Source organism: Candidatus Nealsonbacteria bacterium CG07_land_8_20_14_0_80_39_13 (genome assembly GCA_002779355.1).
GTDB lineage: Bacteria > Patescibacteriota > Minisyncoccia > Minisyncoccales.
In genome coordinates, this window is the sequence record PEWS01000016.1 from 1 (window position 1) to 12,165 (window position 12,165).

Sequence of the window (12,165 nt, forward strand, 5' to 3'; positions counted from 1 at the left end):
CTATGCGGCGACGCTCATTATCTGTTATATGTGTAAAATTTTTCATATTTTTCTTTTTATCATACAGTGTTCGGATTCAAAGGTAAATCTACGGGACGGGTAATCCCGCCTTGGCGGGACCCCCAACCCCCTTTCTTTTTGCCCGCCCGAGCGGAAGAGTTTTTATCAAAATTCAAAATCTGGATTTTCGTCAAAAAAAGTTCGAACATCAATCAAAAAACATCGCCAATTTTCAGAATTCAAATTTTGGGAAGAATCTGTTCGAATTTTTTTGAACGCGCGCTTCATAACAAAGCGCGAATAAAGTGTAGATGTCGGACATCTACACAATCCATCTGCACAATTCATCTGCACAATCACATTAACGTAATCGCTTGACTGGGATTTGTCAATAATATACAATGGAAGTAAGATTATTTAATGCTTCGGTCAAATATGTACGTATGGACAGCTTAATTGCCAAATTATACCAATCTTCCAAAACCATTCTTACCGTAAAGGATTTAGCTTTGCTTTGGGAAGAAACCAACCCGATTAATCTAAAATCTAAGATTGGTTATTACGCTAAGCAAGGCGCGCTCATCCGATTAACTCGAGGAGTTTTTGCCAAAAATAAAGACTATAATCCGAAAGAATTGGCAACTAGCATTTACGCTCCTTCTTATGTAAGTTTTGAAACCATATTAAGAAAAGCGGGAGTAATTTTTCAGCATTACGATACGATTTTCGTTGCTTCAAAGTGGCCGAAAACAATGAAAATAGATAAATACACTTTCACATTTAGAAAATTGAAAGACGTAGTTTTGTTTAATTCAACAGGGGTTATTGGCAAGGATAATTATAGCGTCGCTATCGTAGAAAGAGCTTTTTTGGATATGATTTATTTATTTCCGAATTATTATTTTGATAATTTGAGGCCGATCAATTGGGAGAAGTGCGATGAAATAGTAAAGATTTACAACAACAAGCAACTGATAAAAAGATTAAATAAATATCGCAAAAATCATGCTCAATAAAGAAAAACACCAATTAATAATGGGCCAGATATTGAAAAGCATTTACACTGATGTTGCAATTAGTCCATTGTTGGGATTAAAGGGTGGCACTTGCGCTTACTTTTTCTACGGATTGCCGAGATTTTCAGTTGATTTAGATTTTGATTTGTTGGTGAACAATGAAGAAAACCAAAAATTGATATTTGAAAAAATAACGGGAATTTTAGGCAAATACGGACAGATAAAGGATAAATACATAAAAAGATTCACGATTTTTTCCTTGCTTTCTTACGGTGATGCCGACCACAATATTAAGGTTGAAATTAACATCAGAAAGCCGGCGGAAAACATCAGAAACTATTACGAATTGAAAGAGCATCTCGGAATTTCAATGCTCGCCGCTAAAAAAGATTATCTATTTGCCGGAAAGCTATCGGCTTTGACCTTGAGGAACGAAACCGCCATGAGAGATATTTATGATATTCATTATTTTGCCAAGAACAACTGGGATATCAGCGCCGAAGTTATTGAAGAGAGAACAGGCAAAACCATCAGAGAATATTTGACCGGCTGCGTCGTTTTCATAGAAAGGGTGAAAGACAATCAGATTCTACAGGGATTGGGAGAGCTTGTTGACGGTGAGAAAGAAAAAACGTGGATTAGGAATAACTTAAAAAACGACTCTATTTTTATGTTGAAAAATTACATCTCGACGATAAAATAATTAATTGGAAAACATATGACAAAACTTCCAGTTTCTCAAAGAGCGCAAGGTGTTATCGCTTCGCCAATCCGTAAATTTTTACCGCTCATACAGGATGCGGCAAAAAGAGGCATTCATGTTTTTAAGCTTAATGTCGGCGACCCTGACATAGAGCCTCCTAAGCAATTTTTTAAAGTTGTCGGTTCTTACAGCCGGCCGACTTTGGGCTATGCTCCTTCGCCGGGAATTTTAGAACATACTCAAGCTTGGCAGAAATATTATCGGCAATTCGGCGTTAAATTAGATATTGGCTGATATTATCCCCACCATTGGTTGCGCTGAAGCGATTATGCTGGCCATGCAGGCGGTTTGCGATGACGGCGACGAGATAATTATTTTTTGAGCCTATTTACACTTCTTATAAATCTTTTTCCGTAATGGCTGGCGTTAAGTTAATTCCCATTCTTCTCTCCATTGAAAATAATTTCGCCATGCCTGATATCAGATTGATTGAAGAAAAAATTTCCAAGCGGACAAAAGCCATTGTCATAATCAACCCTGATAATCCGACCGGAAAACTTTGGAGCGAGAAAGAGTTGTCAGCGATCGTCGGGCTTGCCAAGCGTCGCGGACTTTTTGTTATCTCCGATGAAACCTACCGAGAAATCCGTTTTGACGGGAAGAAGCCGATTTGCCTTTTAGCGTGCCAAGATTCTGCGCAGAATGTTATTGTCTGCGATAGCGTCTCTAAGCGTTTTTCTTTGCCCGGAGCGAGAATCGGTTGCGTGGCCAGTTTTAATAAAGAGGTAATGCATTCAATTCTTAAATTTGCCCAAGCCCGTTTGAGCGCCGGCACGCTTGAGCAACTCGGCACAGTTCCTCTTTTGGAAAATAGCCGAGAATACACATCAAAGATAACTAAAGAATATAAACGGCGCCGTGATATCGTCGCCAAGGAATTGAGTAAGATGCAGGTGGTTTTTAAGCCTGCGCAAGGCGCGTTTTATCAGACTGTATGTCTTCCCGTTGGAGATGCGGATGATTTTGTGAAATTTATGGTCAGCAGTTTCAATTATAAGGGGAAAACGGTCATGGTTACGCCCATGCAAGTTTTTTATATCAGCGCCAATAAAGGTAAAAACGAAATCCGCATCGCTTATGTTTTGAATACCAGCGAATTGAAGGAGGCCATGGGGATATTAAGAAGGGGTTTAGAAGCCTATCTCAACATCAATCGCAGTTAAATGTAGTAAATGTAGATGTCCGACATCTACATCTTGGCTACACATAGGATTTTAACTGATTATTTAATAAAATAATTTTTATGGATATTAAACTTCAAAAATTCGAAAAAAACTTTTCCTTGCCACGTACCATAAAAGGAAATCCGACGCTGTATTTAATTCTTTTGTTTATATCTCTTGCCATAGTTATTTTTTTTGTTCTACGTGGAGAGATCAGAGAGTTTTCCTTAACAGGGTTTATTTGTTTGTTTATTTTTCCCTTGTCCTTGACGATGGTTTCTTTATATCTCGGATCGTTTAGGATTATTATTTATGACGATAGGTTAAAATACAAGAAATTTAGAGTAAAAGAAAAAGAGATATTTTTTTCCGAGATCAGAAGATTGGATATTGAAAATTATGTTTCTCGTGGAGATAAATTTCCTGCAAAGAACGGTCTTTATTTAAATATTTATACCAAGGAGGCGTTGTTTATGATTTATGCTTGTTTTAGCAGAAAAGACTTGACTTTTCTGGTTAATGTTATCAGTAGTAAAGTTCCGTCCATGGAGATAAATGAATTTGCGAGTCAGGTTAAAGAAGGCAGATTTGAAGGAATAACATTAAGCACCTTTGGTCAGTTTTTAGATAGTGGTTTTACGAATAGACGTTCTGGAAAATAATAAAATTAAAGATGGAAAAAGATTCTAAAAAAATTATTTGTAAGGATGTTCATGGCAAGGAATACGAAATTGCCGTTGGACAACTATCTTTCAGACCGTCTGTTTATGGCGTAATAATTCAGGACGGGAAAGCGTTTCTTTCTAAACAGTGGGGAGACGGATATGATTTCCCGGGTGGCGGGATTGAACTGGGAGAGACGATTGAAGAAGCGCTGAAAAGGGAAGTGAAAGAGGAAACCGGCCTTGAGGTGAAGGTGGGGGAAATTATTGCCGTTGAAAACTCTTTTTTAAAATTTCAATCTGACGGAAGATATGTTCAATCAATACTTATGTACTATGCCTGCGAAGTGGTCGGCGGAGAAATATCAGCAGAATTTTTTGATGCTTACGAAAAGGAATACGCAGATAAGCCGGAGCGGATTGGTCTTGATGAAATAGAAAAAATAAAGTTTTATAATCCTGTTGACAGCGTGAAAATCATAAAAACCGCAAAAAGGATGGAATGTCCGCGCCGTTTTGCTAATCCGCTATAATCTGCTATAGTTGATATATCAGATTAAATATATGGCAAAAAACAACAGATTAGATCAACGACTTCAATCAGTACCATCTGAAATTTGGTCAAAAATAACTAAAATTGATGAGTTGAAAGGGCGATGGATCGCAGGGGCTCAACTTTCCCCTCAGACTTTAGGCCGTCTTAAGCGGTCAGTTTTGATTACCTCAACAGGCGCCTCAACACGTATTGAGGGAGCGAAACTTTCCGATGAAGATGTGGAGAAGTTGATGCGTGGAATTGATATCCAAAAATTCACCGATCGCGATAAGCAGGAGGCAAGAGGTTATTATGAATTACTTGGAAATGTTTTTGATTCTTGGAAAAGTTTGCGATTTAGCGAAAACACTATTAAACATTTTCATAAAGAACTCTTGAAGTATGTAAAAAAGGACGAGGCGCATCGAGGCGATTATAAAAAGACGGAAAACCAAGTGCAAATGATAAACGCATTGGGAGAATCAGTCGGGATTCTGTTTGATACGACTCGGGCATATCTCACACCGAAAGAAATGCAGGAATTGGTTGAATGGACGCAAGAGGCGATTGTTGAGAAAAAACATCACCCGCTTCTTGTTGCGGGCAATTTCCTTGTTGAATTTTTGCAGATACATCCATTCCAAGACGGCAACGGCCGGCTTAGCCGCATTCTCACGAACCTTCTTTTGCTTAAAGAAGGCTATTTGTATATGCCTTACGTTTCCCACGAGAAAATAATTGAAGATAATAAGCCGGAATACTATATTGCTTTACGGAAAAGTCAGAAGACGTTTAAAACTGATCACGAAGACATTGTCGCATGGCTTGATTTCTTTTTAACTATTTTGTTGAAGCAATCGGAAATGGCAATAGATCTTCTATCCAAGGAAAATATTGAAAGGTTACTTACTGAAAAACAATTAGCTGTTTGGAATTACCTTGATAAAAATCACAGCGCTACGCCTCGCGAAATCTCTGAAAAAACAAAGGTTGCTTACCCGACAGTGAGGCAGGCAATAGATAAATTGGCGCGGCTTAAAAAGATTGAGCGGATTGGGCAAGGTAGATCAACGAGTTATCGGAAAATATGACGGAGTGTAGATGTCTGACATCTATACATTGGATAGCAAGTAAATTAAATGAATTGTGCTTGGCTTAGCCAAGCACAACTTAATAACCAATTAAAAAATATGGAAGAAGAGAAATGGGTACTGTGGTCTAATGAAAAATTTGAAATATTCACATTAACTAATCCTCACCTTTCGCCGGAAGAGGGCTTGCATATCGTAGTATGGCCGAAAACCAATGTTTCTTCCGCTTGGGCCGACCCTGATTTATGCGCCGAGGCGTTTAAAATCGCCACAAAAGTATCTCAAGTCATGGAGGAATTGAAATTGGCCCCTTGGTTTAATCTGCAGGCAAATGGCAATTGGGGACTCTTGCCAGGAAGCGTTCCGCGTTTTCATGTTCATGTTTACGCTCGCCGGAAAGGAAAGACTTGGGCTATGCCTGTTCAGCTTCCCTTCGCTCCCGGAACTTATCATAACGAACCCATGGCCGAAATAGAAAGAGAGTCTCTCTCCGAAGCATTGAAGCGCAAATTAAACTAAGTTAAATTAAGTTAAACTAAGTTAAGCACAATTTAAGCGCAAGCATTATGGATAACTTTACGGCAAAATTAAAAAAAGCTGACAGTAATGATTTATATGAAATATCTTTAAAGTCTTCGGTGGCGAAAAAAGGAGAAGTTTTTATTTTTGAAAAAGGAGAGATGGGGGATCTTTTTGATAGAACTAAAGCTGAAAAAATAAGAGAAAATTTTCTAAAAAATAACATTAAGGTAAAACAAATTACAAATATTCCGATTTTGCCGAAATTTACAGAAAACGATGAATTCATAAACAAGGTAATGACTTTTCGCTATGTTCCGAAAGATATTTTTTCCATAGACAATGAAATATTAATATTTGACGATACGGTCGCTATTTACAACAAAGAGGAATTGCTGATCATAGAAGATAAAAAATTTGCCGATAACCAAAGGCAATTATTCACAAGTATCTGGGATCAGGGACAATCTCCGAAACTTGCCTTTGAATACAAACCGAACCACTCTTATTATAAGAATCTGAATTATTTTATAAATGATTTGCAGATTATTGTTTGGCCGGATGCTGACGCTAAAGAGTCGTATAAAGGTTTTTCAGAGGAACAACTTGGGGCGTATATAAAAAATATAGTTTCATCTGATACGCATTATAACGATGCTACATATATAATTGCATTCATATGGTCGCTTGATGGAGAAAAGATGATGGATATATGGAAGTTTAATAGCAATTATGTTGATGACAGATCTGGCCCATTGGGTGATGTAAGGGTTTACAGAGATGGGAAGCTTTGCAATGATAAAGATTTTGCAATTGCAAGCGGAAATACTTTGTTAATCCTTGGTTATGAAGAAAAAATCAGAAGACAATCAAAGGATCTGAAAGAATATCTTGGGGGACCAGCTCCTAAATTGCCGTTGGAAATTATGAACGGAAAAGATTTTTTTAATGAAAAATAAAAATAGAGGCAGTAAGTGAAACCCGGTTTCACCGGAGTTTTCCGCTAAGGCGGGATTTTTTGTTTTTGAAGATAGCAAGACCGTAAATCATGGAGCAGTATCGCAGAATAAGGCAGGATGTGATAAAATACAATAACAATAAATAAATATTTTTATGGATTTTCAAAAAAGGATAAATTATCAAGGAGATCTTAAGCCATTTTTACAGCAAGTTTGCAGTGATTTTGGCATTGGGGAATACAGCACTTATGAAATAGTCCCAATCGGCTATGAAGACTTTGATCTATCGGTTGGAACAGATAAGGGCAAATATCTTGTAAAGGTATTTCGTTCTCTCCGCGGCGAGGCTGAATGTAAAAGATATGTCGGGATGATGGAGAGCGTTTTGAAGGCGGGCGTATCCCATCCCTTGCTTTTTGAATCAAATCAAGGGTATTTGTATGAAATATCCAATAATGGCTTAACAGACAGGCTCTGCGTAATGCAATACATTGAAGGCAAGAATTTCTATGAACTTCAATCTACTCCGACTGTTAAAGAGAAAAAATTTATCATAAAGCAAGCCGCCTTAATTAACGAAATCAATATTAATCCCTCTCATTTGTATGACCAATGGGCGATTACCAATTTTTTGGAAGAATACGAAAAGAAAGGAAAATATCTTGATAAAGAAGATAGGGCAATCATTGAATTGATGATTGAGAGATATAACTCTTTGTTTATTGACGACTTGCCCCATTGTTTTGTCCATGGCGATATTTTAAAAGGCAATACTATGAGGGACAAGGGGGGAGATATCTATATTTTGGATTTTGCCGTTGCCAATTATTATCCTCGGATTCAAGAATTAGCGGTTATTCTTTGCGATTTATTTTTCGATGCCGGAAATCCTGAGGAATTTCCTGAAAATTACGACTTGGCTTTGAGTGAATATCAAAAATACGTTTCCCTTACGGAAGATGAACTTATAAAGCTCCCCGATTATGTGAAGCTGGCCCACACTATGCATATTCTTTTACCAAGCTGGGAGAAGGCAGCCAATGGCAATGATTCTTCCGAAAACGAATATTTTTTGAGAATGGGGAGAACCGGCCTTAGATATCTTAATAAAATTTGGGGATAGAAAAATGCATGGAAAAGGATGATTTGAGGCCGGGGGTGGGGATCGGGGGTGAATTAAGGGAAAATTGTGCTATTATTAGATATCGGAAGCTTAAGGTTTTAATTATTTTTAAAACCGTTGATGGAACGCTAATACCTACGGCTGATAAACCGCTGATAATTTTCAGCGTAAATCAGCGTTAATATCAGCGCAAATTCAGCGGAACGCAAATGAAAATTGTTTTTTCGGTCGGCGGTTCTTTAGTGTGTCCTGATGAAATAGACAATGGATATATTGAGAAGCTTTCAAAATTCATAAATAAGCTGGCCAAAAAACATAGGATTTATGCCGTAGTCGGGGGAGGGAAGACAGCGCGGAAATACGTCGCTTCTTTGCGGGAATTTAAAGCCAACGAATTCTTTTGCGATATGCTCGGGATTGAAATAACAAGAATAAACGCCTGTCTTTTGATTTCAGCCTTGAATTTAAGCTATATGCCTTACAGAAAAATTGTTGATGCTTCCGAGAGCGCCGAAAGAATAGTTATCATGGGAGGGACTCATCCGATGCACACGACTGATGGGGTGGCGGCGATGCTGGCGGAAAATGTTTCAGCTGATTATTTCATCAATCTTACGAACATTGATTATGTTTACGACAAAGATCCGAATAAGTTTAGGGATGCCAAGAAATTGGAAACCGTATCCTATGACGAATTGATAAGTATTTCCAACCAAGCGGAAATGAAAGCCGGGGCGAATAATGTTTTAGACCTTCTGGCGGCGAAAAACATAAAAAGAAGCTCCATGAAAACTTTTATTATTAACGGCAAAAAATTGGAAAATGTGGAGAAGGCGATTGAAGGGAAGAAATTTATCGGAACGCTGGTTAAATAATATATGGGCATTACCGAAGGTTTGATAATTTATATTACTCAATTCATAGCTACCGGTGGCTATGGAACTGTAGTTCTCCTAATGGCTATGGAGAGCATGGTTTTACCGGTGCCCAGCGAAGCAGTAATGCCTTTTGTTGGTTTTTCCGTTTCAAGCGGAGTTTTTAATTTTTGGCCGGCGCTTTTAGTCGCTACCATCGGCAGCATAATCGGTTCGCTTGTTTCATATCACATCGGCGCTTATGGCGGACGGCTGATCATAAAAAAATGGGGGAGATATTTGCTGTTAAACGAAGAGCATCTGCTTATTACGGAAAAGTTTTTTCAAAAATACGGAGAGGCGGCGATTTTTATCAGCCGTTTTATTCCGGTGATCAGGCATTTGATTTCCATCCCGGCCGGGATAGGGAAGATGGATCTTTTTAAGTTTTCTCTTTATACTGTTGTCGGAGCGGGATTATGGAACGCTTTTCTGATATATGTCGGCATAATCCTCGGGGAGAACTGGACAAAGATTGAGCATTATACTAAATTCATTGATACTTTCGTTATTATCGCCATATTGTTTGCGTTTGCTTATTGGTTATATAAAATAAGGAAACATTAGAAATTACCAATTATGCCGTTTACACCGTATCATTTAGGATTGGGTTTTCTGATAGGAATAGTATTCTTCAAGTTTTTTGATTTTCTGACGTTTTTGTTCGCAAGCATGATAGTTGATCTGGAGCCGTTATCCGTCATTCTTTTCAGGTTGCATCTTCCTCTTCATGGTTTTTTTCATAGTTTTCTGGGCGGTTCACTGGTGGCGGTTTTATTGGCGATCTTTATGTATGCCATGAAAAAGCCATTTGCAAGAATGCTTTCCGTCTTTAAGCTTTCCCAAAAATCCTCATTTAAAAAAATACTGCTGACTTCTTTTTTCGGCGTTTATTCGCATGTTTTGATAGATTCATTTATGCATAAAGGAATGGAGCCGTTTTTCCCATTAGAAGGCAATCCCTTTCTGGGTTTATTTTCCCTTTCCCAAGTTACTGATTTTTGCTTATGGTCTTTTCTTTTCGGATTATTGATTTATTTCTTAAGGTTTATCTTTTTTTCGGCCAAAGGCCGATAGTCCTCTGGACTAAAATAATATGATTTTAGAAATATGCGAATTAATCGGGTCAATGGTGGTGATCCTCGTCGGATGCGAACTTTTTGCCAATGCGGTTGAACACATCGGCAGGAAATTTTCATTATCTCATGCCACCGCCGGCTCTCTTTTGGCTGCCATCGGCACAACTATGCCGGAGACGATTGTTCCTATTTTAGCTTTGATTTTCGGGGGAGAACACGGCGAAGCTGTTGGTATCGGCGCTATTTTGGGAGCTCCCTTTATGCTTCTGACCTTGACGATTTTTCTGATCGGATCAACTGTGTTGATAATGAAGTTGAAGGGAAAGAGAAAAACAACAGAGCTTAATATAAGCGCTGGCGCCATATCTTTTGATTTAAAATTTTTTATTTTCAGTTTTATTTTTGTTCTTATCGGATCCCTTCTCTACAATGCCACAGATTTCAAATTCATAAATTACTTTCTGGCTTTTGTCTTGGTCGGTCTCTATGTCTATTATGTAAAAGTTACATTGAACCATAAGAAAGAAGAAGGGGAGACTTACGAAGAGTTTTTTTACCTTACGAAATATTTTTCTTTAAAGCCAGAAATGTTTAATGTTTATCTTCAGCTTTTCGTCGGCTTGGTGATGATTATTTTCGGAGCAAAATTTTTCGTTGCCAACTTGATTTTCGTCGGGACGGAGATCGGAGTGTCTATGCTTGTTTTATCTCTATTGATTGCCCCGATTGCTACTGAATTGCCGGAAAAATATAACAGCGTCACGTGGCTTTTGAAAAAGAAAGATACGCTGGCTATGTCCAATATCACCGGCGCGGTCGCTTTTCAATCAACCATGATCGTTGCTTTGGGTCTTTTATTTACTGAATGGAAACTTGATTCTTATACTCTTTTGAATATCGCCATCGCTTTGACTTCCGGTATTTTGATATTCTCCTTCTTGAAAATAAAGAAAAAAATAAACGCTGAGATTTTACTCTTCGGCGGATTATTCTACGCCCTCTACATCATTTTAGCCCTCTAATTTTGTTGCAGGGCAGGGGTTTTTGTGGTAATTTTCTGGTAAAGCAGAATAAATTCGGAGGAGTCGGATAACGGCTATTCCACCGGTCTTGAAAACCGGCGCTCGAAAGGGCTTGTGAGTTCGAATCTCACCTCCTCCGCCAAGATGGACAATCTCGCAACATAAGGGCGAGATTTCCCGTTTTTATGAGGGGTTTTTGGCTTTCAAGAGAGGTTCGAACCGCGGCAAGCTCCTTCTCTGCTTGTGGCAGCTTCTCGAAGATTAAACTGAATGATTTACGCCATTCTACCCTCACATTTTGTCCGCCAAGCCAGAGGTGTGAACCGAGACAGGCGAAGATGGCTCTCTTGGTGTCTCTGTCGCCCTGCTTGAACCAAACGCGAGCGTAGTGTGCAAAGTTGAATGTTCGTTCGGCGAGTTCCAATCAATCTTCAAGAGCTTTCCCTTGTTTCTGTAAATTGCTCTCAACATCCGCCTTCTCTTTGAGTAGGTTTGTTTTGAGATTTTGGTATTCAGTGTCGCTGATAAGTTGTCCATTCGCGTTCTCTGGTGAACTCCAGCGGACGAGCAGAGCTTCAAGACGCCTCGTAACGTCGTTTAATGCCTTCTGCTTGCCTTCAAAAGCCACGTGCTGGCTTTGCGCCTCATCCTTGCGCAACTCGTGCAGGTATTCGATAGCCCACTTGTGGAATCTGTCGGAGATGGTGAACTGCCCGATGGCTTCATCAATCTGCTGATTCAGTTCTGAAAGCTCAACCATCTTCTCTGGGCAGTTTGAATCCTTGCGTTTGGTGCAGTGATAATAGATGTAAGTGTGCACATTGCCATTCTTCTGTCGCTTAATCTTCTCCTTGGCAGTTATTAAAGCGTCGCAGTTGGAGCAACGCATCAAGCCCGTGAAGGCGAAGCGGTGTTTTTGGGGACGGGGTTTGCCTTTGCGTCCCATAATCTTCTGCACGCGGTCAAACTCCTCCTCCGTTATCATCGGTTCGAACTCATCATTAAACTTATATTGTTGCCCGTTGTATTCAAACCATCCACAATATGCAGTATCGGTGAACATACGATACAATCTGCTTCGAGAGATTAGCTTGCCGTTGGGAATCTTCTTTGTCGGGCGACTTGTTAGTTTCAAATCCTTATGCGCAATTTCCAAAAGCCACATTACGGTATAGTTGCCCGTGAGCATCATCTGCCAAAGGTGTTTTACCAAATCAAACCGCAATGGGTCTTTAAGGTGCACGAACTATCAAAAGCCGAACGCGTAACACAGCTGAGACACAGAATCGCTGGCACCAAGACCCTTCATTCAAGGGCGT

General features: G+C 39.2%; 16 protein-coding genes and 1 tRNA gene. 15 read left to right on the forward strand and 2 right to left on the reverse strand.

Annotated elements, in window-relative coordinates; genetic code table 11:
- Positions 1 to 401: 401 nt before the first annotated feature.
- The 15 genes from COS96_00975 to COS96_01045 all read left to right on the forward strand — a co-directional run bounded on the left by COS96_00975 (position 402) and on the right by COS96_01045 (position 10,988).
- Positions 402 to 1,016, forward strand: a complete 615-nt coding sequence (locus tag COS96_00975) for a hypothetical protein (protein PIU44052.1) — start codon at positions 402 to 404, stop codon at positions 1,014 to 1,016.
- Complete coding sequence (locus COS96_00980) at positions 1,006 to 1,719, forward strand: hypothetical protein (protein PIU44053.1); 714 nt, start codon at positions 1,006 to 1,008, stop codon at positions 1,717 to 1,719. The genes COS96_00975 and COS96_00980 overlap by 11 nt, the downstream gene beginning before the upstream one ends.
- Before the next feature lie 15 nt (positions 1,720 to 1,734).
- Positions 1,735 to 2,013 carry a hypothetical protein gene (locus COS96_00985; protein PIU44054.1) on the forward strand — a complete coding sequence of 93 codons (279 nt, stop codon included), beginning with the start codon at positions 1,735 to 1,737 and terminating at the stop codon, positions 2,011 to 2,013.
- A gap of 122 nt (positions 2,014 to 2,135) precedes the next feature.
- A complete protein-coding gene (locus COS96_00990; GenBank protein ID PIU44055.1) occupies positions 2,136 to 2,942 on the forward strand; it encodes a hypothetical protein in 807 nt (268 codons plus the stop codon).
- Positions 2,943 to 3,022: 80 nt separating this feature from the next.
- The gene (locus COS96_00995; GenBank protein ID PIU44056.1) at positions 3,023 to 3,604 is read left to right on the forward strand and encodes a hypothetical protein; all 582 of its coding nucleotides are present in this window, start codon (positions 3,023 to 3,025) and stop codon (positions 3,602 to 3,604) included.
- Positions 3,605 to 3,615: 11 nt separating this feature from the next.
- On the forward strand, positions 3,616 to 4,137 hold the full coding sequence (locus tag COS96_01000) for a hypothetical protein (GenBank protein ID PIU44057.1): 522 nt from the start codon (positions 3,616 to 3,618) through the stop codon (positions 4,135 to 4,137).
- 31 nt (positions 4,138 to 4,168) lie between these two features.
- A complete protein-coding gene (locus COS96_01005; GenBank protein ID PIU44058.1) occupies positions 4,169 to 5,230 on the forward strand; it encodes a Fic family protein in 1,062 nt (353 codons plus the stop codon).
- Positions 5,231 to 5,329: 99 nt separating this feature from the next.
- Entirely contained in the window at positions 5,330 to 5,749 is a 420-nt protein-coding gene (locus COS96_01010) for a hypothetical protein (GenBank protein PIU44059.1), read from the forward strand.
- Between the two features lie 47 nt (positions 5,750 to 5,796).
- Entirely contained in the window at positions 5,797 to 6,708 is a 912-nt protein-coding gene (locus COS96_01015; protein ID PIU44060.1) for a hypothetical protein, read from the forward strand.
- A gap of 154 nt (positions 6,709 to 6,862) precedes the next feature.
- Positions 6,863 to 7,831, forward strand: coding sequence for a hypothetical protein (locus tag COS96_01020; protein ID PIU44061.1), 969 nt, complete (start codon positions 6,863 to 6,865; stop codon positions 7,829 to 7,831).
- Positions 7,832 to 8,040: 209 nt separating this feature from the next.
- Positions 8,041 to 8,706: a UMP kinase gene (gene pyrH / locus COS96_01025; protein PIU44062.1), complete on the forward strand. Its 666-nt coding sequence runs from the start codon at positions 8,041 to 8,043 to the stop codon at positions 8,704 to 8,706.
- Between the two features lie 3 nt (positions 8,707 to 8,709).
- Positions 8,710 to 9,312 carry a hypothetical protein gene (locus COS96_01030; GenBank protein ID PIU44063.1) on the forward strand — a complete coding sequence of 201 codons (603 nt, stop codon included), beginning with the start codon at positions 8,710 to 8,712 and terminating at the stop codon, positions 9,310 to 9,312.
- Positions 9,313 to 9,324: 12 nt separating this feature from the next.
- Positions 9,325 to 9,822: a hypothetical protein gene (locus COS96_01035; GenBank protein PIU44064.1), complete on the forward strand. Its 498-nt coding sequence runs from the start codon at positions 9,325 to 9,327 to the stop codon at positions 9,820 to 9,822.
- Positions 9,823 to 9,841: 19 nt separating this feature from the next.
- A complete protein-coding gene (locus tag COS96_01040) occupies positions 9,842 to 10,846 on the forward strand; it encodes a hypothetical protein (GenBank protein PIU44065.1) in 1,005 nt (334 codons plus the stop codon).
- Between the two features lie 56 nt (positions 10,847 to 10,902).
- Positions 10,903 to 10,988: transfer RNA gene (locus COS96_01045), tRNA-Ser, on the forward strand.
- Here the strand turns inward: COS96_01045 and COS96_01050 are convergent.
- Together COS96_01050 and COS96_01055 are read right to left on the reverse strand one after the other, a co-directional pair.
- Complete coding sequence (locus tag COS96_01050) at positions 10,974 to 11,270, reverse strand: hypothetical protein (GenBank protein PIU44066.1); 297 nt, start codon at positions 11,268 to 11,270, stop codon at positions 10,974 to 10,976. The two genes, COS96_01045 and COS96_01050, sit on opposite strands and share 15 nt — an antisense overlap.
- Positions 11,271 to 12,038 (reverse strand): hypothetical protein, encoded by a 768-nt coding sequence (locus COS96_01055; protein PIU44067.1) that lies wholly within the window; start codon positions 12,036 to 12,038, stop codon positions 11,271 to 11,273.
- Between the last annotated feature and the right edge of the window lie 127 nt (positions 12,039 to 12,165).